The organism is Nocardioides sp. NPDC092400, from assembly GCF_040684155.1.
Classification (GTDB): domain Bacteria; phylum Actinomycetota; class Actinomycetes; order Propionibacteriales; family Nocardioidaceae; genus Nocardioides.
In genome coordinates this window covers 627,216-650,571 of sequence record NZ_JBFBFJ010000002.1, presented here as the reverse complement: position 1 = coordinate 650,571, position 23,356 = coordinate 627,216, and the positions used below count along the sequence as shown (strand labels likewise).

The 23,356-nt window shown below is 74.7% G+C and carries 27 protein-coding genes; 10 read left to right on the top strand and 17 right to left on the bottom strand.

Translation table 11 applies throughout. The features are described from left to right. Positions 1-19 precede the first annotated feature (19 nt). Positions 20-283 carry a glutaredoxin family protein gene (locus AB0N29_RS10570; RefSeq protein ID WP_364866471.1) on the bottom strand — a complete coding sequence of 88 codons (264 nt, stop codon included), beginning with the start codon at positions 281-283 and terminating at the stop codon, positions 20-22. Between the two features lie 38 nt (positions 284-321). After that, positions 322-1,887 (bottom strand): AMP-binding protein, encoded by a 1,566-nt coding sequence (locus tag AB0N29_RS10565; RefSeq protein WP_364866469.1) that lies wholly within the window; start codon positions 1,885-1,887, stop codon positions 322-324. Between the two features lie 89 nt (positions 1,888-1,976). On the opposite strand from AB0N29_RS10565, the gene AB0N29_RS10560 reads away from it, so the two are divergent. The 3 genes from AB0N29_RS10560 (at position 1,977) to AB0N29_RS10550 (ending at position 5,189) form a co-directional block, all read left to right on the top strand. Further along, entirely contained in the window at positions 1,977-2,861 is an 885-nt protein-coding gene (locus AB0N29_RS10560) for an HAD-IB family hydrolase (protein ID WP_302269510.1), read from the top strand. A gap of 138 nt (positions 2,862-2,999) precedes the next feature. After that, entirely contained in the window at positions 3,000-3,779 is a 780-nt protein-coding gene (locus AB0N29_RS10555; RefSeq protein WP_364866465.1) for a sigma-70 family RNA polymerase sigma factor, read from the top strand. Between the two features lie 141 nt (positions 3,780-3,920). Next, on the top strand, positions 3,921-5,189 hold the full coding sequence (locus tag AB0N29_RS10550; protein WP_364866463.1) for a DUF5667 domain-containing protein: 1,269 nt from the start codon (positions 3,921-3,923) through the stop codon (positions 5,187-5,189). Between the two features lie 54 nt (positions 5,190-5,243). Here the strand turns inward: AB0N29_RS10550 and AB0N29_RS10545 are convergent, their stop codons facing one another. From AB0N29_RS10545 to AB0N29_RS10525, 5 genes are all read right to left on the bottom strand, one after another. Continuing rightward, entirely contained in the window at positions 5,244-6,407 is a 1,164-nt protein-coding gene (locus AB0N29_RS10545; protein ID WP_364866461.1) for a 1-acyl-sn-glycerol-3-phosphate acyltransferase, read from the bottom strand. Continuing rightward, positions 6,400-7,524 carry an NAD-dependent epimerase/dehydratase family protein gene (locus tag AB0N29_RS10540; RefSeq protein WP_302269506.1) on the bottom strand — a complete coding sequence of 375 codons (1,125 nt, stop codon included), beginning with the start codon at positions 7,522-7,524 and terminating at the stop codon, positions 6,400-6,402. The genes AB0N29_RS10545 and AB0N29_RS10540 overlap by 8 nt, the downstream gene beginning before the upstream one ends. A 16-nt stretch (positions 7,525-7,540) precedes the next feature. Further along, positions 7,541-7,642 (bottom strand): AURKAIP1/COX24 domain-containing protein, encoded by a 102-nt coding sequence (locus tag AB0N29_RS10535; RefSeq protein WP_008356322.1) that lies wholly within the window; start codon positions 7,640-7,642, stop codon positions 7,541-7,543. A 159-nt stretch (positions 7,643-7,801) separates the two neighbouring features. Further along, a complete protein-coding gene (locus AB0N29_RS10530) occupies positions 7,802-8,008 on the bottom strand; it encodes a helix-turn-helix domain-containing protein (RefSeq protein WP_154612902.1) in 207 nt (68 codons plus the stop codon). Between the two features lie 177 nt (positions 8,009-8,185). Continuing rightward, entirely contained in the window at positions 8,186-9,382 is a 1,197-nt protein-coding gene (locus AB0N29_RS10525; protein WP_364866458.1) for an acetoin utilization protein AcuC, read from the bottom strand. A gap of 164 nt (positions 9,383-9,546) precedes the next feature. Here AB0N29_RS10525 and AB0N29_RS10520 point away from each other — a divergent pair, with 164 nt between their 5' ends. Genes AB0N29_RS10520 through AB0N29_RS10510 form a run of 3 tightly spaced genes read left to right on the top strand, consistent with a single transcriptional unit; the run spans position 9,547 to position 11,074 of the window. After that, the gene (locus AB0N29_RS10520) at positions 9,547-9,972 is read left to right on the top strand and encodes a hypothetical protein (protein ID WP_364866456.1); all 426 of its coding nucleotides are present in this window, start codon (positions 9,547-9,549) and stop codon (positions 9,970-9,972) included. 18 nt (positions 9,973-9,990) lie between these two features. Then, entirely contained in the window at positions 9,991-10,431 is a 441-nt protein-coding gene (locus tag AB0N29_RS10515) for a DCC1-like thiol-disulfide oxidoreductase family protein (RefSeq protein WP_364866454.1), read from the top strand. Continuing rightward, positions 10,397-11,074, top strand: a complete 678-nt coding sequence (locus tag AB0N29_RS10510; RefSeq protein WP_364866452.1) for a TetR family transcriptional regulator — start codon at positions 10,397-10,399, stop codon at positions 11,072-11,074. Before AB0N29_RS10515 ends, AB0N29_RS10510 begins: the two co-directional genes overlap by 35 nt. 3 nt (positions 11,075-11,077) lie before the next feature. Here AB0N29_RS10510 and AB0N29_RS10505 read toward each other — a convergent pair whose 3' ends face one another. From AB0N29_RS10505 to AB0N29_RS10465, 9 genes are all read right to left on the bottom strand, one after another. Continuing rightward, positions 11,078-11,791, bottom strand: a complete 714-nt coding sequence (locus AB0N29_RS10505) for a DsbA family protein (protein ID WP_364866450.1) — start codon at positions 11,789-11,791, stop codon at positions 11,078-11,080. A gap of 31 nt (positions 11,792-11,822) precedes the next feature. Continuing rightward, positions 11,823-12,674 carry a hypothetical protein gene (locus AB0N29_RS10500; protein ID WP_364866448.1) on the bottom strand — a complete coding sequence of 284 codons (852 nt, stop codon included), beginning with the start codon at positions 12,672-12,674 and terminating at the stop codon, positions 11,823-11,825. A gap of 37 nt (positions 12,675-12,711) precedes the next feature. Further along, a complete protein-coding gene (proC, locus tag AB0N29_RS10495) occupies positions 12,712-13,515 on the bottom strand; it encodes a pyrroline-5-carboxylate reductase (protein WP_364866446.1) in 804 nt (267 codons plus the stop codon). 10 nt (positions 13,516-13,525) lie between these two features. Beyond that, entirely contained in the window at positions 13,526-14,467 is a 942-nt protein-coding gene (locus AB0N29_RS10490; RefSeq protein WP_364866858.1) for a proline dehydrogenase family protein, read from the bottom strand. Between the two features lie 65 nt (positions 14,468-14,532). Beyond that, positions 14,533-15,270, bottom strand: coding sequence for an ABC transporter permease (locus tag AB0N29_RS10485; RefSeq protein WP_364866444.1), 738 nt, complete (start codon positions 15,268-15,270; stop codon positions 14,533-14,535). Continuing rightward, positions 15,267-15,980 (bottom strand): ABC transporter ATP-binding protein, encoded by a 714-nt coding sequence (locus AB0N29_RS10480; protein ID WP_364866442.1) that lies wholly within the window; start codon positions 15,978-15,980, stop codon positions 15,267-15,269. The genes AB0N29_RS10485 and AB0N29_RS10480 overlap by 4 nt, the downstream gene beginning before the upstream one ends. A gap of 71 nt (positions 15,981-16,051) precedes the next feature. Continuing rightward, positions 16,052-16,636 carry a TetR family transcriptional regulator gene (locus AB0N29_RS10475; protein ID WP_302269493.1) on the bottom strand — a complete coding sequence of 195 codons (585 nt, stop codon included), beginning with the start codon at positions 16,634-16,636 and terminating at the stop codon, positions 16,052-16,054. After that, a complete protein-coding gene (locus AB0N29_RS10470) occupies positions 16,633-17,424 on the bottom strand; it encodes a sugar phosphate isomerase/epimerase (RefSeq protein WP_364866438.1) in 792 nt (263 codons plus the stop codon). The genes AB0N29_RS10475 and AB0N29_RS10470 overlap by 4 nt, the downstream gene beginning before the upstream one ends. Further along, on the bottom strand, positions 17,421-18,368 hold the full coding sequence (locus tag AB0N29_RS10465; protein ID WP_302269490.1) for a Ppx/GppA phosphatase family protein: 948 nt from the start codon (positions 18,366-18,368) through the stop codon (positions 17,421-17,423). The genes AB0N29_RS10470 and AB0N29_RS10465 overlap by 4 nt, the downstream gene beginning before the upstream one ends. A 45-nt stretch (positions 18,369-18,413) precedes the next feature. Between AB0N29_RS10465 and AB0N29_RS10460 the strand changes: the two genes are divergently transcribed. From AB0N29_RS10460 to AB0N29_RS10450, 3 genes are all read left to right on the top strand, one after another. Then, positions 18,414-19,217: a hypothetical protein gene (locus tag AB0N29_RS10460; RefSeq protein WP_302269489.1), complete on the top strand. Its 804-nt coding sequence runs from the start codon at positions 18,414-18,416 to the stop codon at positions 19,215-19,217. A gap of 106 nt (positions 19,218-19,323) precedes the next feature. Next, a complete protein-coding gene (locus AB0N29_RS10455; RefSeq protein ID WP_302269488.1) occupies positions 19,324-19,962 on the top strand; it encodes a VOC family protein in 639 nt (212 codons plus the stop codon). A 17-nt stretch (positions 19,963-19,979) separates the two neighbouring features. Beyond that, the gene (locus tag AB0N29_RS10450) at positions 19,980-20,657 is read left to right on the top strand and encodes a class I SAM-dependent methyltransferase (RefSeq protein ID WP_364866434.1); all 678 of its coding nucleotides are present in this window, start codon (positions 19,980-19,982) and stop codon (positions 20,655-20,657) included. Positions 20,658-20,691: 34 nt separating this feature from the next. Here AB0N29_RS10450 and AB0N29_RS10445 read toward each other — a convergent pair whose 3' ends face one another. Continuing rightward, the gene (locus AB0N29_RS10445) at positions 20,692-21,744 is read right to left on the bottom strand and encodes a LacI family DNA-binding transcriptional regulator (RefSeq protein WP_302269485.1); all 1,053 of its coding nucleotides are present in this window, start codon (positions 21,742-21,744) and stop codon (positions 20,692-20,694) included. A 170-nt stretch (positions 21,745-21,914) separates the two neighbouring features. On the opposite strand from AB0N29_RS10445, the gene radA reads away from it, so the two are divergent. Continuing rightward, the gene (gene radA, locus AB0N29_RS10440) at positions 21,915-23,333 is read left to right on the top strand and encodes a DNA repair protein RadA (RefSeq protein WP_302269484.1); all 1,419 of its coding nucleotides are present in this window, start codon (positions 21,915-21,917) and stop codon (positions 23,331-23,333) included. Positions 23,334-23,356: the final 23 nt, after the last annotated feature.

Genomic DNA, 23,356 nt, shown 5'->3' with positions numbered 1-23,356 from the left:
CGGACGCCCGCGCCGCAGGTCAGCCGGGGGTGAGCGCGGCGCGGAGCCGCTCGGCGTCCACCCGCCAGAAGGTGTGCTGCCGGCCGTCGACGAGCACGACCGGGATCTCCTCGCCGTACCGCTCGAGGAGGTCGGGGTCCTCCAGGACCGAGTGCTCGACGTAGGTCTCCCCCACCTCGCCGCAGACCCGCGCGACGACCGCGCGGGCGTCGTCGCACAGGTGGCAGCCGGGCTTGGAGTAGAGCGTGACCCGCGGCCCCGCCTGCCGCCGCCCCCACCTCATCGGGCGCACCTCATCGGGCGCACCTCATCGCGCCGGCCTCACTCCAGGAGCCCCAGCGTGCGGCGGCGCTCGAGCTGGCGCAGCCGCCCCTTCTGCACCTTGCCGGTCACGGTCAGGGGCAGCTCGGCGACGACCTCCACCCGGCTCGGACGCTTGTACGGCGCCAGCCGGGCCGCGCAGCGCTCGACCGCGGCCCGCTCGACCGTCGCGGGGTCGGCGTCCGCGGCGGCCACGACGTACGCCACGACCGCCTCGCCGGAGACGTCGTCCGGCGTCCCGATGACGGCGGCCTCGGCGACGCCGGGGACCTCCTTGAGGACGTCCTCGACCTCGACCGGGAAGACGTTGAAGCCCGAGACGATGACGACCTCCTTGACCCGGTCGACCAGGGTCAGGTCGCCGGCCTCGTCGAGGATGCCGACGTCGCCGGTGCTCCACCAGCCGTCGGGGGCCGGCCCGTCCGCGCCGTCGGGCCAGTAGCCGCTGAACAGGTTGTCGCCGCGCACCTGGATCTCGCCGGGGTCGCCCTCGACGGGACGGCCGGCGGCGTCGACGAGCCGGACCTCGATGCCGGGCAGCGGCGTGCCGACCGAGGCCGGCGCCGGCGCGCTCGAGCACAGCGTGCTGGTCACCACGGGCGCCGCCTCGGTGAGGCCGTAGCCCTGGTGCACCGGCACTCCAGTCGTCGCGGTGAATTCCTCGACCACCTCAGGGGCGAGCGGCGCCGAGCCCGAGAGCACCAGCCGGACCGGGCCGAGCCGCTCGGCCAGGCCGTCGACCCCGCGCCAGTGGGCGAAAACGGGAGGCGCGACCGGCACGACGCTGCAGGCCTCGTCCTCGACCAGGTCGAGCGTGCCGTCGGGGTCGAACCGGTCGACGAGCACGAGCTTCGCGCGGTGGCGCAGCACGCCGCCGAGCACGGCGTTGAGGCCGTAGACGTGGAAGAGCGGGAGCACGCCGAGCACCACGTCGTCGCCGTGGATCATCGGCGGCTCGACCCCCGCGACCTGCTCGATGTTCGCGAGCAGCGCCCGGTGGGTGAGCATCGCGGCGCGCGGGCGGCCCGACGTGCCGCTGGTGTAGAGGAGGGCCGCCAGCTTCTCGGGGTCCTGCAGCGGGGGCACCGGGCGCGCCCGGTCGGCGCGCAGGTGGTCGTAGGAGCGCTCGCCGGGCTGCAGCGTGCCGCCGACGACGACCAGCCGGGGCGCGGTGGCCGGTCCGGCGGGGTCGAGCAGGGCGTCGCGCACCGCGCGGACGGTGCCGGGCTCGGCGAGCACCATCCGGGACCCGGAGTCGGCGAGCACGCGGGCCAGCTCCCCGGAGGTCGAGCCCGGGTTGACCGGGACGGCGACCGCCTGGGCGCGCAGCACCCCGAGGTAGCTGGTCACGAACTCGATCCGGTTGCCCAGCACGAGCATCACCCGGTGCCCGGCCACCACACCGGCGGCGCCCAGCCCGGTGGCGACCCGGCCGACCTCGTCGTCCAGCTCCGCCCAGGTGACGCTGCGACCGCCGGCCTCCACGAGCGCGAACTTGTCGGGGTTCTCCCGCGCGGCGACCGCCACCAGGTCGGCCACGTCCTGGGCGCGCCGGGCGGTTCCCACGGACGGACCGGACGAGGCAGGCATGGACGGATACTTCCACACCGCGCGAGGCCCCGTGGGCGTCCGTGTGCAGGTCTACGCTGACCCGCGTGAGCCCGCCCGAGCGCCCCCGGATCCCCCTGGACCTGCGCCAGCGGTCCGCCCTCGCGGGCGAGGCGGCCGCCTCGGCCGCCGAGGTCGAGCGGGCCCTCCACCAGCCGGCGGACCCGAGCGCGGCGGCCTTCTTCGACGTCGACAACACCGTCATGCAGGGCGCGAGCATCTTCCACCTCGCGCGCGGGCTGCACCGGCGCGACTTCTTCACCAGCCGGGAGATCCTCGGCGCCGCGTGGAAGCAGGCCTACTTCCGCCTGGTCGGCGTGGAGGACCCCGACCACGTCGCCGAGGCCCGCAGCTCGGCGCTGAGCTTCATCGCGGGGCACACCGTGACCGAGCTGCAGGAGCTGGGCGAGGAGATCTTCGAGGAGGCGATGGCGCACCGCATCTGGCCCGGCACGCGGGCCCAGGCCCAGCTCCACCTCGACGAGGGCCAGCGGGTGTGGCTGGTGACCGCCGCCCCGATCGAGATCGCCCAGATCATCGCCCGGCGCCTCGGGCTGACCGGCGCGATGGGCACCGTGGCCGAGCACGTCGACGGCGTCTACACCGGCCGGCTGGTCGGCGACATGCTGCACGGGCCGGCGAAGGCCGAGGCGGTCCGCGCCCTCGCGGCGCGCGAGGGGCTCGACCTCGCTCGCTGCTCGGCGTACTCCGACTCCTACAACGACCTGCCGATGCTGGAGCTGGTCGGCGACCCGTGCGCCATCAACCCGGACTCGCGGCTGCGCGCGCACGCCCGCCAGCAGGGCTGGCGGGTGCGCGACTACCGGACCGGGCGCAAGGCCGCCCGCGCCGGCCTCCTGCTCGGCGCGGTGGCCGGGGCCGCGAGCGGGACCGTCGCCGCGGGGGTTGCGCTGCGCGGGCGGAACAAGTGACCATCCGGTAACAGCAGTGCGTCGGTCACGTGTCGATGGTCTGGACCTGTCTTGGGTGATTTCGTTCCCAGGCGGCGATGTGCGGGCCTACCATCGAGGTGCTCCGGGGGGAGCTGCGGGCCGGGAGGGGTTGCACAGATGCCGTGGGACGGTGCTGACGTCGCGCGCGGGCTCGACGCCCTGCGCGCCGAGGTCGTGCGCCTGCTCGCCGGCACCCCCGCCCTCGCGGTGGCCGACGGCCCCCAGGTGGGTCCCCACCTCCTGCTCACCGAGGCGCTCGCCGGCGGCGGCCTCGGCACCCCCGACGGGCCCGGTCCGGCGTACGACGACGGCGCGCTGGCCACCTCCTCGGAGGAGTCCGAGGCCGACCGGACGCGGCTGATCGCCCTCGTCGAGCTGGCCCGCGGCGGCGACGCCGACGCGTTCGGGCTGCTCTACGACCACTACCAGGGCTCGGTCTACCGCTTCCTCTTCTACCGCACCCGCTCCGTGGCGCTCGCCGAGGACCTCACCTCCGAGACCTTCTTCCGCGCCCTGCGCTCGATGCAGAACTTCCGCTGGCAGGGCAAGGACTTCGGCGCCTGGCTGATGACCATCGCCCGCAACCTCGCCACGGACCACTTCAAGGCCGGCCGGACCCGCCTGGAGATGACCACCGAGGACATGGGGCAGCACGACGACGCCACCGAGGGCCCGGAGTCCGCGGTGCTGGCCGGTCTCACCAACGAGATCCTGCTCAAGGCGCTCACCGAGCTGCCCGACGAGCAGCGCGACTGCCTGGTGATGCGGTTCCTCCAGGGGATGAGCATCGCCGAGACCGCCGCGGTCCTCGGACGCAGCGACGGGGCGGTCAAGCAGCTGCAGCTGCGCGGCGTCCGCAACCTCGCCAAGCTGATGCCGGAGGGGCTCCGTGACTGACCTCCGCGCCCCCCGGGCGGCCCTCGCGACACGTGACGCGCACCGCGTCGAGGGCCCCGTAACCTCCGTCGTCGACCCGTCGTTGTGCCGGGTGCCTGCGCATCGTGGCGCGGGCACGACCCAGACGACAGGACTGATCCGATGAGCCCCGTGTTCGCGGCGCGACGGCGCGCCGAGGAGTTCGACGCCCTGGTCGAGGGCGCCTCGACCCGCGAGCTGCACGACACACGGACCGTCCAGCTGGCCGAGCTGGTGGGCGCCCTGCGGGCGACCGCCCCGGTCGAGCCGCGCCCGGCGTTCGTCGCCGACCTGCGCGAGCGGCTCGTCGCCGAGGCCGCCACCGTGCTCGTCGCCGCTCCCGCCCGTGGGGGCAAGGACGTCGAGAGCCGGCTCACCGTCTCGCCGCGCCGCACGGCCCGCGACCGTCGGATCGCCGCGGCCGTCGGCGGCTTCGCCATCGTCGGCGCCACCACGTCGATGGCGATGGCGGCGCAGTCCGCCCTCCCGGGCGACACCCTCTACCCGCTCAAGCGGGCCATCGAGAACGCCCAGACCGGGTTCAGCGTGAGCGACAGCCAGAAGGGCAGCGCACTCCTGGCCAACGCCGAGGACCGCCTGCACGAGGTCGAGGAGCTCACCCGCTCCGAGGAGGCCGCCGGGCCCCTCACCACCGACACGATCGCGACGACGCTGGCGGAGTTCAGCGACCAGGCGAGCGCCGCCTCCGAGCTCCTCATCAGCGACTACGAGGACAACGGCCACGCCGAGGCGATCGCCGAGCTGCGCGACTTCACCGGCGAGTCGATGGACGCGCTCGCAGGCCTCGAGGCCGTCCTCCCCGAGGGGGCCCGACCCGCGCTCATCCAGGCCGCCCAGCTGCTCACCCAGATCGACGCCCAGGCGGCCGCGCTCTGCACGGTCTGCGGCGGCGACGGCATCTCGGTCATCCCGCCCTTCGCCGTCCGGGCGGTCGAGGAGGCCCTCGGCGGCCTCGTCGGCGCGCTCGTCCCCCCGAAGGCCACCGAGGCCGGTGCCCCCGCCCCCGGCTCGGGGAACGGCAAGGGCTCCGGCGCCGCGGGCGCGGACGACCGGGGCGAGGGCGCCGAGGTCCGCTCCGACGGCGGCCAGACCACGCCGACCGACACCCCGACCCTGCCCCCGCTCGTCGGCGGTGGCGGCGGGCAGTCGACCGGTCCGACCAGCGGGCCCTCCACCCTCGGCGACGTGGTCGGCGGCCTGCTCGGCGGCGGCAACGGCGGCGGGGACGACGGCACGAAGGGCGGCAAGGGCGGCGGGACGACCACCTCCGGCCCGACCACGCTGCCGGAGGTCATCGACGACGTGCTCGGCGGTGTCGGCGACCTCGTCGACAGCCTCCTGCAGCCCCCGAAGCCGACCGGGACGCCCTGACCGACTGACGCGCGGGGCCTCCGCGGGTCGGACCGGCGGCCCGCGCGAACGGGGTCAGCGGAAGACGGAGTGCCGCTGCATCAGCAGGGTGTAGAGCGTCTGCTGGATCGACTCGCGGATCTGGTCGGTCACGTTGAAGACCAGCATCGGGTCGTCGGCCGCGCCCTCGTCGTACTCGTCGGTGCGGACCGGCTCGCCGAACTCCAGCAGCCACTTCGAGGGCAGCGGGACGAGACCGAGCGGCCCGAGCCAGGGGAACAGCGGCGTGATCGGGACGTAGGGCAGGCCGAGCAGCCGCGCCAGTGCCGGCACGTTGCCGACGAGCGGGTAGATCTCCTCGGCGCCGACCACGGAGAGCGGGACGATCGGCACGCCGGTGCGGATCGCGGCGGAGACGAACCCGCCACGACCGAAGCGCTGCAGCTTGTAGCGGTCGGAGTAGGGCTTGCCGATCCCCTTGAAGCCCTCGGGCCACACGCCGACCAGCTCGCCGCCGCGCAGCATCCGCTCGGCGTCCTCGTTGCAGGCCAGGGTCGCGCCGCCCTTGCGCGCGAGCGTGCTCAGCAGGGGTGTGCGGAAGACCAGGTCCGCGCCGAGCGGGCGCAGGAAGCGGCCGGTGTGGTCGTGGATGGACACCATCGTCATCAGCCCGTCGACCGGGATGGTGCCGGAGTGGTTGGAGACGACCAGGGCGCCGCCCTCGGCGGGGATGTTCTCCAGCCCGCGCAGCTCGATGCGGAACCACTTCTCCGCGACGGGTCGCAGCGCGGCCATGAAGAACCGCTGCGTGACCTCCTCGTCGAAGCCGTACTCGTCGACGACGTAGTCGCCGGTCACGCGGCGCCGCAGGAACGCCAGCAGCCGGGCGAGCTGGGGCTCCCACTGGTCGCCGAAGACCTCGCGGGCGGCGTGCTGGAAGGCCGCCAGCCAGTCGGAGAGGGGTACGCCGCGCGCGTCGCGCTCCTCGGTGGTCACCGGCGGGCGCGGGGCCGGGGCCGGGCCCGGCTCGACCGGGACGGCCGCCGGCGTCGGGGCCTGCTCCGCGGCCTGCTCGGACGTCTGCCCGTCGGGCCGGTCACCCTCCGCGGCCGCCGGACGCCGGGGGGCCGGCTTGCGGGCCCCGCCGGCGAGGTCGCGGGCGGCGGAGGACGGCTGCTTGCCGGTGCCGCGGCCGGGTCGGCCGCGGGTCCCGATCGGGATGATCTCGGCGTCACCCATGGTCGGCCCCCGTCGTCGGTCCTGGAGCCGCGGGCGCCGCCGGGTGGGGCAGCACCGACGGCGGCGGCGCGGGCAGCGGCCGGGACGGCCCGCGGTCGAGCGCGCCGCGCTCGAGCTGGTCCTGGACGGCGCCGAGCACCCGCTCGGTGTGCCCACCGGTCGGCGGCAACGAGCGCCCGAAGTCGGCGAAGGCCTCCGCGGTGGTGTAGGCCGGCTCGTAGCCGAGCACCGACCGCATCCGCGTCGTGTCGACGCCGCGCCCGTAGGTGAGGAAGGCGATCTGCTCGGGCGAGAAGTCCGCGAGGCGGGCCTGCCGGAGCACCGAGCCCAGGCTGCCGACCGCGAAGCCCGGGAGCGCGACGCTCGGCCGGCGCAGGCGGCGTACCGCCTGGGAGAGCATGAGGATGCCGTCACCGGCGACGTTGAACGTGCCGGGGACGTCCTCGACGGTGGCGTGGCGCAGCACCGCGAGCAGGTCGTCCTCGTGGAGGAACTGCAGGCGCGGGTCGTAGCCCACGACGGTGGGGATGACCGGCAGCCGGAAGAAGGAGGTGATCGGGCTGGTGACGTGCGGGCCGATCACGTTCGCGCAGCGCAGCTGGGTGACGCGCACGTCGGAGCGGCGGCGGGCGAACCCGCGGACGTAGCCCTCGATCTCCGCGACGTCCTTGGCGTACCCGCTGCGCGGGGCGCGCCGGGGCTCCATGTCCTCGGTGAACATGGCGGGGTCGCGGTTGCTGGCGCCGTACACCGTGGTCGTCGACTTCACGACGAGGTGCTGGACGCTCGGCGCCTTCTGGCACGCGGCGAGCAGCTGCATCGTCCCGATGACGTTGAGCTCCTTCATCGTCCCCCGCCCGCCGGCACTGGCGGGGGTGGAGATGACGCTCATGTGGACGACGGTGTCGACGTCCTCCTTGGCGATGATCTTGGCGATCACCGGGTTGCGGATGTCCGCCCGCACGAAGGAGACGTCGCCGAGGTCCCCCCGTGGGGGGACGACGTCGACGCCGATGACGCGTCCGACGGAGGGCTCAGCGGCGAGCGAGCGCGCGAAGCGCCGACCGAGGTCTCGGGAGACCCCGGTGACGAGCACGACCCGGCCGCTGGTCACCACACCGCCGTGCGCAGGCCTACTTGCCGAGCTTGCGACGCTGGACGCGCGTCTTCTTCAGCAGCTTGCGGTGCTTCTTCTTGGCCATGCGCTTGCGCCGCTTCTTGATGACAGAACCCACGGGATACCTTTCGACAGCCTTGCGTCACCTCGGGAGTCGCCCGAGGGACCGGGACAGCGTATCCGCCGTGCCGAACTGCGCAGAATCGGTACCGCGGGCTGGTCCTGCGGGCCCCCTCGCCGGTCGTGCCGCCGGTCGTGCCGCCGGCGCGCGCCGAGCTCAGCCGGCGTCGTAGAAGCTGCGCCGGATGTACTCGTTGGCGTCCTCCTCGCGGACCCGGAAGGACCGGCCGACGCGCACCGCGGCGAGGTCGCCGTTGTGGACGAGGCGGTAGACGGTCATCTTCGAGACCCGCATCATCGCCGCCACCTCGGCGACGGTCAGGAACTTCGCGTCGGAGATGTCTCCGGGCGGGTTGGCAGCCATGGCACACCGTGCTTTCTCTGCGCCCGCCACCGACTTCCCCAGCGGTGATCACACGGGCGCGCTCCGGTGAGAATAGGGGCAGGTGTGACTGGTGGGGAAGGGGAAGACGAAAAAAGATCCTGGCGCTCGGCGTGTCCGCTTGCGTCGCGACCAACCGGACCTCGAGGTCGCACCCACTCAGGGCATCGGGTCCAGCCCGTGGCAGGGGAACGCAGCCATCCGGGTGGCGTGGATCGCCCGGTCCAGCCAGGTGTCCGGGTCGTACCCGTCGCGCCAGTCCCGGTAGGCCGGCGTACGGCCGTCGGTCATGAGGTACGGCGCGGTGCGGTCCAGCCGCTCGCGCACGTGCTCGCGCCAGCCGCCCGGCGTCTCCAGGTGCGGGTCGAGCGGCGCGCCGCCGACGATGGCGAGCAGGTGCGTCCACGCCCGGGGCACGACCTCGACCAGGGCGTAGCCGCCGCCCCCGGTCGCCACCCACCGTCCGTCGGCGACCTCGTGGGCCAGGTCGTGGAGGGCGAGGTACGCCGCGCGCTGGCCGTCGACGCTGAGCATCAGGTGGGCGAGCGGGTCCTGGGCGTGGGAGTCGCAGCCCTGCTGGGTGACCAGCACGTCCGGGTCGAACTCGCGCAGCAGCGGCGGGACGACGGCGTGGAAGGCGCGCAGCCAGCCGGCGTCCGACGTGCCCGGCGGCAGGGCGACGTTGACGGCCGACCCCTCCGCCCCGGGCCCACCGAGGTCCTCGGGGAAGCCGGTGCCGGGGAAGAGCATCTGGCCGGTCTCGTGCAGGGAGACGGTCAGCACGCGGGGGTCGTCCCAGAAGATCCGCTCCACCCCGTCGCCGTGGTGCACGTCGACGTCGACGTACGCGACCCGCTCCGCGCCGCTGTCGAGGAGGTGCTGGATGCCGACCGCCACGTCGTTGTAGATGCAGAAGCCGCTCGCCCGGTCGGGCATGGCGTGGTGCAGCCCGCCGGTGACGTTGGCGGCGTGAAGCGACTCCCCGGACCAGACCTGGCGGAAGGCCTCGACGCTGGCGCCGACGACGTGGGCGGCGGCCTGGTGCATGTCGCGGAAGACGGGGTTGTCCTCGGTGCCGAGGCCGAACATCTCGTCGGGCCCCACGGTCCGCCCCGCCCGCTCGACCGCCTCGATGAGCGCGGGGTCGTGGACGGTCGCGATGAGGTCGCGGTCGGCGACCGGCGCCGGGACCACGCGGAGCCCGGACCCGCCGGCGCCGCCGACCACGCCGAGCTCGGTGGCGAGCCGCATCGTGAGGTCGACGCGGAGCGGTGACATCGGGTGCGAGGGACCGAAGTCGTACTGCGCCAGGGTCTGGTCGAACACGACGGTCGAGGGCCCCTGACAGGTGGACATGGGCGCGACGCTACTCGGCCGTGCCACCACCGACCCGTCACGTCCAGCCGTCCCTCCGCCGGGCCGGACACACATGTCGAGACCCGCCGCGTCTTGAACATGTTCAAAAGGCGCCTTATGGTCAGGACGTCAGCACTTGAACACGTTCAACAACGGAGGAACCCATGGACTTGACCCTCGGCACCTACGCCGTCTACCTCGCCGTCGCACTGCCCCTCACCGTCTGGGTGGCGAGCACGCTCTCCCGCAACGGCCGGCTCTTCCTCGAGGACGTCTACGCCGGCAACGACGCGCTCGCCGGCGCAGTCAACCGGCTCCTCGTCGTCGGCTTCTACCTGCTCAACCTCGGCTTCGTCAGCCTCTACCTGCGGATCGGGACCGAGGTGCCCGACCTGCGCGGGCTGGTCGAGGAGCTGAGCGTGAAGATCGGCGTGGTGACGGTCGTCCTCGGCGTCGTCCACTTCCTCAACGTCTACGTCTTCAACGCCATCCGCCGTCGGCACCGGATGGAGGAGCTGCGGCGTGCGCCCGTCGAGCCGCAGGCCTACGTCGCGGCGCCGTTCCCGGCCGCCCCCGCTCCGGGCCGGTGAGCGGGCGTGCCGGGACCGGTGACGGCACCGACGCCCACCGGGCTGACCGTGCTGTACGACGCGGCCTGTCCCCTGTGCTCGCGGTTCCGCGACTGGCTGGCCGTCCAGCCGGTGCTCGTGCGGCTGGACCTGCTGCCGGCGGGCTCGGCGCAGGCGCGGGCCCGGTTCCCCGGCCTCGACCACGACCGCACGCTGCGGGAGGTCACCGTGGTGGGCGACGACGGTGCGGTGTGGACCGCCGAGCACGCCTGGGTGATGTGCCTGTGGGCGACGGCGCGGCACCGGGCGAGCGCCGAGCGCCTCGCCCGGCCACAGTGGCTGCCGCTCGCCCGCGCCGCGGCGTGCTCGGCCGCCGGCGTGCGGCACCTGCTCGGGCGGGCCGAGCTGCGGGAGGGGGCCGACGGTGGTGACTACCCTGGGCGCTGTGCCGGATCCTGCCCCCCGATCGCCCAAGGCTGAGCAGACCAGGGCGGCGATCGCGGAGGCGGCGATGCGGCTGTTCCGGGCCGAGGGCTACGACCGCACGACGATGCGGGCGATCGCCCGGGAGGCCGGCGTCTCGGTCGGCAACGCCTACTACTACTACGGCTCCAAGGAGCACCTGGTCCAGGCGTTCTACGACCGGATGCAGGTCGAGCACGCGGCTGCGGCGCAGGAGGCGCTGGAGAGCGAGCGGACGTTCGCCGGCCGGCTCCGCGCCGTCCTGCTGGCCTGGCTCGACGTCGCCCGCCCCCACCACGCCTTCGCCGGGCAGTTCTTCCGCAACGCCGCGGACCCGGCCAGCCCGCTCTCGCCGTTCAGCCCGGAGTCCGCGCCCGCCCGCGAGGCGAGCACCGCGATCTTCGAGCAGGTCGTGTCCGGGTCGGACCTCAAGGTCGCGGCCGGCCTGCGCCGGGAGCTGCCCGGGCTGCTCTGGCTGCTGCAGATGGGCGTGGTGCTGTTCTGGGTGTACGACGCGAGCCCGGACCAGCAGCGCAGCCGGGTCCTCGTGGAGCGGCTGGTCCCGGTGGTCGACCGGCTGGCCCGGCTCTCCCGGCTCCCGGTCGTGCGCGGGGTCGTCGACGACGTGGTCGGGCTGATCGGCTCTCTGCGCGAGGTGTGAGCCTCAGCGGTGCTGCCGCCGGCTGCCGCCGTGCCAGTCCTCCTCGGCGCCGGCCCCCTGCGGCTCCACGCCGAAGGAGCGCAGCTGGGGCCGCTCGCGCAGGCTGCGCTTGAGCTCGGCGAACCCCGGGAACGACGCCAGCCCGACGACGTGGTCCCACAGCCGCACGGCGTCCTCGGGCGCGGGCACCCGGCTGATGACCGGCCCGAAGAACCCCACGCCGTCCCCGACGGCGATGATCGGCGTGCCGACGTCCTTGCCGGTCAGCGCCAGCGCCTCGTCGGTCTCGGCCTGCACCTGGCCGTCGCGCGACTCCTCCTCGAGCGCCTCGACCAGGTCCGCCGGGAGCCCCGCCTCCTCGAGGGCCGGGGCGAGGAACGCCGCCGTGCCGCGCGTCTCGCGACCGGTGGGCTCGGCGTCGTGGATCCGGTGGCCGAGCACCTCGTAGAGCCGCGCCACGGCCTCGGGACCGTGCTCGTCGCGGACCCGGGCGCAGACCCGGAGCAGCCGGAGCCCGGCGGTGTGGCCGGCCTCGTAGTCCGGCGGGAACTGCGCGTCGTAGTCGACGTCCTTGTTCAGCAGCCGCAGCGAGATGAACCGCCACTCGACGTCCAGGCCGCGCTCGCGCTGCACGGTGCGCACCCACTCGCTGGTCAGCCAGGCGAACGGGCAGACGGGGTCGAACCAGAACCGGACCTGCGTGTCGGCGGCGGGCATGCACCCGATCCTGCCAGGCGCCCCTCGTCCCTCAGGCGCAGCCGATCGGCTCGGTGCTGGCCGGCCAGCGCTCGACGTCCTCCGGCTCCTCGGTGCTCACGAGGTACGCCGCGTCCCCGGCGAGCCAGAGCCGCCGCCCGTCCCGCGACCAGCCGGTGTCCCGGGCGCCGGCGGGGAGCGTCGCGTCCGCGGCGAACCGGCCGGCGGTGAGGGCGGCGAGCTCGCCGTCGACGTCGCGCAGGTACTCCCGCCCGCCGGTCTCGAGGAAGGTGATGTCCTGCCAGTCGCAGTGCTCGGGCCCCGGCCGCGACCCGACCCGGTCGGTGGGCACCCGGCGGCCGTCGGCGTCGGTCCACACCTCGAGGCCCAGGGCGTCGGAGACCTCGGCCGGGAGCTCGGAGACGTCGCACTGCGCCCAGGCCTCGACCCCCCAGCCGGTCTCGCCGCGGAAGTCCCGCACGCCGTCGTGGACGACGACCGCGACCCGCGTCCGCTCCCCCACGTCGTAGGACAGCAGGACCCGGTCACCGTCCGCGCGCTCGGCCCGGTAGCCCGTGGTCGGCAGGTGGCCGACCGGGTCCTGGTCGAACCAGGTGCTCAGCGCCGCGTCCGGGCTGTCCGCCACCTCGGCGAGGCCGCTGTCGTAGTCGGCGCCGCCGCCGTCCCAGGGCCGCCCGTCGCACTCCAGCGCGAGCGCGGCAGCGCCGGACCGCTCCCGGACGCCGGCCCGGTCGGCGTGCGAGACCGGCGCGCTCATCGGTCCGTCGTACGGCGACGCGACGGGCGCGCCGTCGAGGACGACGCCGTCGGTGCCGCAGCCGCCGGCCGACAGCACGAGCAGGACGAGCGGCGCGAGCGCGGCGGCGGTCGTGGGGTGCCTCACGCGGGTGGGACGGGTGCGCGGGCGGGAGGGTTCCGCCTCAGGACCCCTCGGCCAGCTCGCGGGAGCGGTCGCGGGCGGCCTCCATGGCCGCGAGGAACGCGGCCCGGACCTTGTGCACCTCGAGCTCGCGCAGCGCCGAGGCCGTCGTGCCGGCCGGGGAGGTCACCTGCTCGCGCAGCACGGTGGGGTGCGTGCCGGTCTCCCGGAGCATCTTCGCCGAGCCGACGAGGGTCTGGATGACGAGGTCGGAGGCCGTCGCCCGGGGCAGTCCCAGGTGCACGCCGGCCTCGATCATCGACTCGACGACGAAGAAGATGTACGCCGGCCCGGAGCCGCTGATCGCGGTGACGGCGTCCTGCTGGCGCTCGGGGATCCGCAGCACCCGGCCGACCGAGCCCATGAGCGACTCGACCTCGGTGAGGTCGGCCTCGGAGCAGTGCGACCCCGGCGAGATCGCCGCCATCCCCTCGTCGACGAGGGCCGGGGTGTTCGGCATGACCCGCACGACCGCGACCCCCTCGGGGACGCGCGACTCGATGAAGGCGGTGGTGGTGCCGGCCGCCAGCGACACGACCAGCTGGCCGGGGCGGAGCACCGGGGCGATCTCGGCGAGCACGTCGCCCATGTCCTGCGGCTTCACGACCAGCACGACGGTGTCGGCGCGGCGGGCCGCCTCGACGTTGGCGACCACCGCGACGCCGTACCGCTCCTCGAGCTCGCGGGCCCGCTCGGCACGCTTCTCGCCGACGAGCAGGTCGTCGACCCGCCGCCCGGCGCGGACCAGGCCGGACAGGAGGGTCTCCCCCATGACGCCGGCACCGAGGATCGCGGTCTGCGACACAGCTTCGCCCCTACTTCTTCGAGATCAACGAGCGGAGGAAGAATGTCAGGTTCTGGGGGCGCTCGGCGAGGCGGCGCATGAGGTAGCCGTACCACTCGCCGCCGTAGGGCAGGTAGACGCGGACGGTGTCGCCCGCGCGGGCGAGCCGGCGCTGCTCCTCGGGGCGGATGCCGTAGAGCATCTGGAACTCGTAGGTCCCCTGCTCGCGGCCGTACCGGCTGGCCAACGAGGAGGCGATCTCGACCATCCGCGGGTCGTGGGTGGCGATCATCGGGTAGCCCTGGCCGGCCAGGAGGATCTTGAGGCAGCGGACGTAGGCGGTGTCGACGTCGAGGCGGGTCTGGTAGGCGACCTCCTCCGGCTCGTCGTACGCGCCCTTGCAGAGCCGGACCCGCGAGCCCTCGTGGGCGAGCTCGCGGCAGTCGGCCTCGGTGCGGTGGAGGTAGGCCTGCAGCACCGCACCGGTCTCGGGGAAGTCCTTGCGCAGGTCGCGCAGGATCGCCAGCGTCGAGTCGGTGGTGGTGTGGTCCTCCATGTCGAGGGTGACCGTCGTACCGGCGTTGCGGGCCGCCCGGCAGATGGTGCGGGCGTTCTCCAGCGCGACGTGGTGACCGGTGCCGCGCTCGGAGGTGGGCAGCGCCTGCCCGATCGCGGAGAGCTTCACCGACACCTCCGCGTGGCGGGCCAGGCCGCGCGCCGAGAGCTGGCCCAGCAGCTCGACGTAGGCTTGCACCGTCGCGTCGGCCTGGGCCAGGTCGGTGGTGTCCTCGCCGAGGAAGTCCAGGGTCACCTTGAGGCCGTCGTCGACGAGCCCGGCCGACGTCGCCACCGCGGCCGCGGTGGTCTCGCCGGGGACGTAGCTGCGCACGATCCCGCTGGAGACCGGCAGGGTGCTGACGAGCTCGCGGACGGTGGTGCTGCGGGACAGCGCGAGGAGCGGCTGGCGGAGCAGGGACATGGTGTGGAGGGTACGTCGCGGCGCCGCCGCCGCCTGCAGGGAGGAGCGCCCCCGGCTCTTCAGGCGGTTCGCCGGCGCAGCGTCGCGGCGCCGAGGGCCAGCCCGGCGAGCGCGAAGCCGGTCACCACCGCCAGGTCCCTCCACACCTCCCCCGTGGTCGCCGACCTGCTCAGGTGCAGCATCGCGTCGGTCGCGTAGGACAGCGGCAGCAGGTCGCTGACCACGCCGAGCGCCCGGGGCAGCAGGTCGCGCGGCACGAACAGGCCGCACAGCAGGATCTGGGGGACGACGAGCGCGGGCATGAACTGCACCGCCTGGAACTCGGTGCGCGCGAAGGCGCTGACCAGCAGCCCGAGCGCGGTGCCGAGGACCGCGTCGGCGATCGCGACCACCCCGAGCAGCCACACGGCCCCGACGACGTCGAGGTCGAGCAGGCCGACGCCGACCCCGACCGCGAGCGCCGCCTGCACCGCGGCCACCAGGCCGAAGGCGAGCGCGTAGCCCACCAGCAGGTCGAGCCGGCCCGTCGGCATGGCCAGGAGGCGCTCGAGGGTCCCGCTCGAGCGCTCGCGCAGCGTGGTGACGCTCGTGACCAGGAACATCACGACGAAGGGGAAGATCGCGAGCAGCGAGGGGCCGACCCGGTCGAACGTCTCGCCGCCGACGTCGGCGTACATCCAGGCCAGCAGCGCGACCAGCAGGCACGGCAGCACCAGCAGCATCGCCAGCGTGCGGTGGTCGCGGCGCAGCTGGAGCAGCACCCGGCCGGCCACGGCGAGGGTGATCCGCGCGCTCATGCGGCACCGCCCTCGACCAGGGCCAGGAACGCGCCCTCGACGTCGGCCGCGCCGACGCGCCGCTTGACCCCGGCCGGGCTGTCGTCGGCGATGATCCGCCCCTCCCGCATCAGCAGGAGCCGGTCGCACCGCTCGGCCTCGTCCATGACGTGGCTGGAGACCAGCACCGCCGCGCCGCCGCCGGCCAGGCGGTGGAACAGGGACCAGAGGTCGCGCCGCAGGACCGGGTCCAGCCCGACGGTCGGCTCGTCGAGCACCAGCAGGTCCGGGGAGCGCAGGAGCGCGACGGCGAGGCTGGCCCGGCTGCGCTGGCCGCCCGAGAGCCTCCCGACGACCGCGTCCCGGTGCGCACCGAGGCCGACGGCCGCGACCGCGCGCTCGACCGCGTCGGGCCCGGCGTCGAGGACGCGAGCGAAGAAGCGCAGGTTCTCGGCGACGGTGAGGTCGTCGTAGACCGACGCCGCCTGGGTCACGTAGCCCACCCGGTGCCGCAGCGGTCGGCTGCCCGCCGGGTGGCCGAGCACCTCGACGGTCCCGGCGGCGGTGCGCTGCACGCCGACGAGCGCGCGCAGGAGCGTGGACTTGCCGCACCCGGACGGCCCCAGCAGGCCCGTGACGCCGGCCCCCACCTCGAGGTCGAGGCCGTCCAGGACCGCCCGCCCGCCGCGCACGACCCGGAGACCCCGTACCGCCACCACCGAATTCATCATGTGTTGAATTGTGCGCCCGCGACGCGATCCCCGCAAGGGCGGAACCCGTGCGAGGAGCGGTACCGGGCGGGCTAGGGCAGGGGGTCGGCGAGGAACCGCTGCACGACCGGGGCGTACGTCGCCACCAGCTCCTCGCGACCCGCCGACGCGAGCGGCTCGGCCTCGAGCAGGTAGCGCAGCACCACCACGCCGACCAGCTGGGTGGCCAGGAGCGCCGCCCGGCGCTCGGGCTGGTCCACGCCGAGGCCGGCGACCACCGGGCCGAGCACCATCCGCAGCACGCCGTCGCGCAGGAGCCGCTGGCCGCTGGGCTCGCCGATCCCCCGCAGCACCGCGAGCAGCGGCAGCCGCGTCTCCTCCTCGTCCCAGACGTCGAGCAGCACGTGGACGAGCCGCTCGCCGGCCCCGGGCAGCCCCGCCTCCACGACCGGTCGGAGGACGGCGCGGGGATCGACCCGCAGCTCCAGCGCCGCGAGGAAGAGGTCGTCCTTGGTGCCGAAGTAGTGGTGCACGAGGGCGGCGTCCACGCCTGCCGCCGCGGCGACCGAGCGGACCGACGTCCCCGCGAACCCGCCCTCGGCGAAGCGCTCGCGCGCGGCGGCGAGGATCGCCGCGCGGGTGTCCGGCGCGCCCGGCCGCCGCCCGCGGGGGCTCACGCCCTGACCGCGAGGTGCTCGCGGGCGAAGTCGAGGGACTCGCGCAGGTCTGCCTCCCGCTCCTCCCGCGTGCTGCACCGGCGGGTGTTGATCTCGAGGACGACCTCGCCGGAGAAGCCGGAGCCGGCGAGGTGGCGCAGGAAGCCGGCGGCGTCCATGGCGCCACGACCGGGCACGAGGTGCTCGTCCTTGGCCGAGCCGGTGCCGTCGGTGAGGTGCACGTGGCGCAGCCGGGGGCCCAGCCGCTCGGCCATCGCGACCGGGTCGGCCTGGGCGATCGCGGCGTGCGAGAGGTCGATGACGGTGTTGGCGTAGGGCTCGGTGGAGGGGTCCCAGCCGGGGAGGTACATCTCCACGCCGCGCCGCTGGCTGGCCCGCCAGGGGTACATGTTCTCGACAGCGAACGCGATGCCGGTCGACTCCTCCAGCGCCGCGATGCCGTCGACGAACCCGGCGGCGTACTCCTTCTGCCAGCGGAACGGTGGGTGCACGACCACCACCTCCGCGCCGACCTCGTGGGCCATGTCGGCGGAGCGCTGGAGCTTCGCCCACGGCTCGGTGCCCCAGACCCGCTGGGTGAACAGCAGCGTGGGCGAGTGGATCGCCGAGACCGGGACCCCGTGGTGCTCGGAGAGCCGCCTGACCATCTCCGGCTGCTGGCTGACCCGGTCCAGCGCCACCATCACCTCGACCGCGTCGTACCCCAGCCGGGCGGCCCAGCCGAAGGCGTGCGAGGCCGACTCGGGGTAGACCGAGGACGTGGAGAGGCCGATCCGGGGCGTGCTCACCGCTCGCCCAGGACGCTCATCCGGTCCAGCCGCTCGAGGATGACGCCCTCGCGCAGGGCCCACGGGCACACCTCGAGCTCGGACAGCTCGAAGATGTCCATGCAGGCCTCGGCCACGAGCGCGCCGGGCACGATCTGGTGGGCACGGCTCGCCGAGACGCCCGGCAGGTCCGACAGCTCGGCGAGGTCCATCGCGGCCAGCTTCGGCACCCACGCCGCGAGGGCGTCCAGCGGCAGCGTCCGGCGCACGAGCGGCCCCTCGGCCGACGGGGCCGCCCCGCAGATGCGCGCCAGGGAGCGGAACGTCTTCGACGTGGCGGCGGCCCGGTCGGGGCGTCCGGCACGCAGCAGCTGGCCCGCGTCGCGGGCGACGGCGGCGCGCACCTGCTTGCGCAGCGACCGCACCGTCGCCTCGTCCGCGCCGGCGGCCCCGCCGTGCAGGTAGGTGCGCGCCAGGCGTCCGGCGCCCAGGGGCAGGGACCGCGCGATGTCCGGCGCCTCGTCGGGGCCCGCGGCGATCTCCAGCGACCCGCCGCCGATGTCGAAGACCGCCAGCCGCCCGGCCGACCACCCGAACCAGCGACGCACCGCCAGGAAGGTCAGCCGCGCCTCGTCCTCCCCGGGGAGCACGCTGATCGCGGCCCCGGTGCGCTCGCGCACGTGGGCCAGCACCGCCTCGGAGTTGGTGGCGTCACGGACGGCGGAGGTGGCGAACGCGAGCAGGTCCTCGCACCCCTTCTCCTCGGCCACCACGAGCGCCTCCGCGGTGAACGCCGTGAGCGCGTCGACGCCGGCCGGGGTGACCGCACCCGCGGCGTCGAGGTGCTCGGCGAGCCGCAGCGGCTGCTTGAAGGAGTACGCCGGCAGCGGCGCCGCTCCCCCGTGGGCGTCGACGACCAGCAGGTGACCGGTGTTGGACCCGATGTCCAGGACGCCCAGGCGCATGGTCCTCAACCTACTGCGGTGGTCCCGGGCCGTACTGTGGCGCCCGTGCCGGAAGTGGACCTCGACTTTCCCCGCGCCTGGGTGGAGTTCGTCAACCCCGACGACCCCTCGGAGGTCATCCGGGGCGACCTGACCTGGCTGACGTCGGCGTACACGTGCATCTTCGGGAACGGCTGCGCCGGCATCTACGCCGACGCCCCCGACGTCGGCTGCTGCACGCTGGGCGCCCACTTCGCCGACGAGGCCGACGAGGAGCGCGTGGCGGGCTTCGTCGACCAGCTCGACGAGGACCTCTGGCAGCTCAAGCCGGCCGGCCGGGCCGTGGACCGCGCCGACTGGGTCGAGGTCGACGACGAGGGCGAGCGCAAGACGCTGACCGTGGTGGTCGACGGGCAGCAGGCCTGTGTCTTCCACAACCGTCCCGACTTCGCGCCCACCTCCGGCGGGCCGGGCAGCGGCGGCGCCGGGTGCGCGCTGCACGCGCTGGCCTACGTCCTGGGCCGCAACCCGCTGGAGACCAAGCCCGACGTCTGCTGGCAGCTGCCGCTGCGCCGGACGTTCCGCGACGTCGAGCGCCCCGACGGCACGACCTACACCGAGGTCACCATCGGGGAGTACGACCGCCGCGGGTGGGGCCCCGGCGGGCACGACCTGGACTGGTACTGCACCGGCAACACCGAGGCGCACGTCGCCGTCGAGCCGCTCTACCTCACCTCGGCCGCCGAGCTGGTCGCGCTCCTCGGCCAGGCGGCGTACGACGAGCTGGTCCGGCACTGCGAGGCGCACGTGCGCTCCCGCTCGGCCCTCGCGCTGCACCCGGCCGACCCGGGCGCGGTCCCCCGGGCCTGACCGCCCGCCCGGCCCGGGGTGGTCACGGACACACGAGTCCTCTCGACGTCAAGAGACCTCCACCCCAGTGTGGGGGTGATCTGCGCCTCTCGCGCACAATGCCGACATGCGCTTGGACCATCTCTCGTACGCCGCAGGACCCGATGGCCTGGCCAGCACCGCCCAGCGCATCGGGGGACTGCTCGGCCGGGAGTTCAGCGACGGAGGCGTGCACCCGCGCTTCGGCACGCGGAACATGACCCTCGCCCTCGGTGGCGGCACCTACCTCGAGATCGTCGAGGTGCTCGACCACCCCGCCTCGGACAAGGCCCCCTTCGGCCAGGCCGTCCGCGCCCGCTCCGCCCTCGGCGGTGGCTGGCTCGGCTGGGTCGTGGCCGTCCCCGACATCACCCCCGTCGAGGAGCGCCTCGGCCGGCAGGCCGCGCAGGGCAACCGGCACCGCCCCGACGGCACCGAGCTGCGCTGGAAGCAGATCGGCGTCAACGGGCTGATCGCCGACCCGCAGCTGCCCTTCTTCGTCCAGTGGGAGAGCCCCGCCGAGCTCCACCCGTCCGCCGGCGCCGACGTCGACTGGTCCCTGGCCTGCCTGGAGATCGCCGGCGACCCGCAGCGGGTCAGCGAGTGGCTCGGCGAGACCGTCGACGCGCCGCTCGAGGACGTCAAGGTCGAGTGGGTCGCCCCGCACGGCACGCCGGGCATCATCGCCGCGCAGATCAACACGCCGAACGGCCTGGTCCGCCTCTGACGGTCGTGCCGGGTGCGGTGCCCAGCCCCAACATCTGGCACCACACCGCGACCTACGAGGTCGAGAACCGCGCCGTCGACCTCGAGGGACGGATCGAGGCCGCGATGGCCGCGGTCGCGCCGTGGGCCGGACGCACCGTCCTCGACCTCGGCTGCGGCTCGGGCTTCCACCTGCCGCGGTTCGCCGCCACGGCCGCCCACGTGGTCGGTGTGGAGCCGCACCCCGACCTCGTCGCGCTCGCCCGGCGTCGTACCCGCCGGGCGGGGAACGTGACCGTCTCCCCCGGCACCGCGCAGTCCGTCCCGCTGCCCGACCGCTCCGTCGACGTCGCGCACGCCCGCTGGGCCTACTTCTTCGGCCCCGGCTGCGAGCCCGGCCTCGCCGAGCTCGCCCGCGTCGTGCGCCGCGGCGGCACCGCGTTCGTCATCGACAACGACGCCTCGCGCTCGACCTTCGGGCGGTGGTTCCGCCGCGGCTTCCCGCACCTGCCGGAGCCGGCGACGGTCGAGCGGTTCTGGGCCCAGCGGGGATGGACCCGCGTGCCGCTGGACGTGGGCTGGTCCTTCTCGTCCCGGGCGGACCTCGAGGCCGTCGTGCGCATCGAGCTGCCCACCTCGGTGGCCGAGGAGGTGCTCGCCGAGCACGAGGGCACCACCGTCGACTACGCCGTCAACCTGTGGTGGCGGACCTTCTGAGCGGCGGGAGCGGCGGGAGCGGCGCGGCGAGTGCCTAGGCGCCGAAGCCGACGGCGGAGGACGAGCCGCGCACGGTGAGCGTCGGGGTGAGGAGCACGCCCGGCCCCACGGCCGGAGGGTGGGCGAGCAGTCCCTCGAGCGCCTTGACCACCTCCACGGCGACCTCCTCGAGCGGCTGGCGCACCGAGGTCAGCCCCGGCGGGACGACCTGGGAGACCTGGGAGTCGTCGAACCCGACGACCGCCACGTCGCGCCCTGCCACCAGCCCGCGCTCGGCGAGCGTGTGGAGCACGCCCATGGCGAGGGTGTCGGAGGCGCAGACGAACGCCGAGGGCCGGGCCTCGTCGAGCAGCACCGCGCTCGCGCCCCGCCCGGAGGCGACGGTGTCCTCGACGCGGGAGGCCAGGCCCGTGGTGGCCAGCCCGCGCGCCCGCATGGCGCGGGTCCAGCCGCTGCGGCGGTCCTCGCCGATCCAGGAGTCCTTGCGCCACCCGATCCACGCGATCCGCTGGTGGCCCTGGTCGAGCAGGTGGGTCGTGGCCAGGTCGCACCCGGCGGCCCCGTCGACGTCGACCCAGGGATGGTTCGCCCCCGGGTTGTCCCAGGGCCGGCCGAACGCCACGAACGGCGCCCGCCGCGCGCCCAGCCACGTCGCCTGCGGGTTCCCGAGGTAGGTGTCGGTGACGACGAAGGCGTCGACGGCGGTCGAGCGCAGCAGGTCGTCGTAGCCGGCGAGCGGGTCGAGCGGGTCCCCGGCGAAGAGCAGGACGTGTTTGCCGGCCTCCCGGGAGGTCTCCACGAGCGAGTGGACGAACCGGTCCATGATCGCGCTCGCCGTGCCCTCCTGGACCGGGTTGATGCGCAGGCCCACGAGGTGCGAGGCCCGCGTGCGCAGGTTGCGCGCCGCACGGTTGGGCAGGTAGCCGAGCTCCTCGATGGCCTCCTGCACGCGCACCAGCGTGTCCGAGCGCAGCAGGTCGGGGTTGTTGACGGCGTTGGAGACCGTCTGGCGCGAGACGCCCGCCCGCTCCGCGACGTCCGCGAGGGTCGGCGGCGCGGTGGGCTGTCGCCCGGGGATGCGCGCCACCCTCGACCTCCGCCGTCACGTCGCTGCTCTGGATCGTTCCAAAGGCAATATAGCCGCGGTACGCCGCACGCGGGCCCCGTCCGTCCAGTGACGCTCGGGCGGCGCGCCCTCCACAGCCCCGCGGCGGGCCCTCCCCGGCGTTGTCGGCGGGCTCGCCTAGCGTTCGCGCCATGCCCAAGCCGCCGCGCCCGACCTTCCGCTGCTCCGAGTGCGGCTGGGAGACCCCGAAGTGGGTGGGCCGCTGCAGCGAGTGCCAGGCCTGGGGCTCGGTCGCCGAGGCGGCGGCCTCGCCCTCGCCGAGGCAGGCCGCCACGCCGGTCACCGCCCCCGCGGTCCCCATCGGCCAGGTCGACGTCCAGGACGCGACGTACCGCTCCAGCGGCGTGCCGGAGCTCGACCGCGTGCTCGGCGGCGGGCTGGTGCCGGGCGCCGCGATCCTGCTGGCCGGCGAGCCCGGCGTCGGCAAGAGCACGCTGCTGCTCGAGGTGGCGGCGCAGACCGCTCGCTACCAGCACCGGACGCTCTACGTCACCGGCGAGGAGTCCGCGTCCCAGGTGCGGCTGCGCGCCGACCGGACCGGCGGCGTGCACGACCAGCTCTACCTGGCCGCGGAGACCGACCTGGGGGCGGTGCTCACCCACGTCGAGCAGGTCCGCCCCACCCTGCTGGTCGTCGACTCGGTGCAGACGATCGGCGCCTCGGGCGTCGAGGGCGTCCCGGGCGGCGTCACGCAGGTCAAGGAGGTCTCGGCGGCGCTGGTGCGGATGGCCAAGACCCGCGGGATCACGACCGTGCTGGTCGGCCACGTGACCAAGGAGGGCTCGATCGCCGGCCCCCGGGTGCTCGAGCACCTCGTCGACGTGGTGCTGCACTTCGAGGGCGACCGGGGGTCCCGCTTCCGCATGGTCCGGGCCATGAAGAACCGCTTCGGCCCGGTCGACGAGGTCGGCTGCTTCGACCTCGGCCCCGACGGGATCACCGCCGTGGCCGACCCGACCGGGCTCTTCGTCGAGCACCACCACGCCGGTGTCCCGGGCACCTGCGTCGCGGTGACGATGGAGGGCCGTCGCCCGATGCTGGCCGAGGTGCAGGCGCTGGCGACCCTGTCGGCCCAGGAGCGCCCCCGCCGCACCACCTCCGGCCTGGACTCCTCGCGGCTGGCGATGATCCTCGCCGTCCTGCAGCAGCACGTCGGCCTCCGGCTGGTCACCCACGACGTCTTCGCCTCGACCGTGGGCGGGGCGCGCCTGCACGAGCCGGCCGCCGACCTCGCGGTCGCGGTCGCCCTCGCGTCGGCGACCCTGGGCAAGCCGCCTCCGGCCGGCGTGGTGACGATGGGCGAGATCGGGCTGTCCGGCGAGCTGCGCCGCGTCCGCGAGATCGACCTGCGCCTCGCCGAGGCGGCGCGGCTCGGGTTCAGCACCGCGCTGGTCCCCCGACCCGCCGGCGCGCCGGTCGACCCCCGGGAGGAGACCGCCCGCACGGTCGAGGGCATGCAGGTCGTCGAGGTCCCCTCGGTCCTCTCCGCCCTGCACTACCTCGGGCTGACGGCCGTCCAGGCCCGCCGCCTGCCGTCCATGGGCGAGTGAGGGCCCGCGTCGCTTAGGCTCTA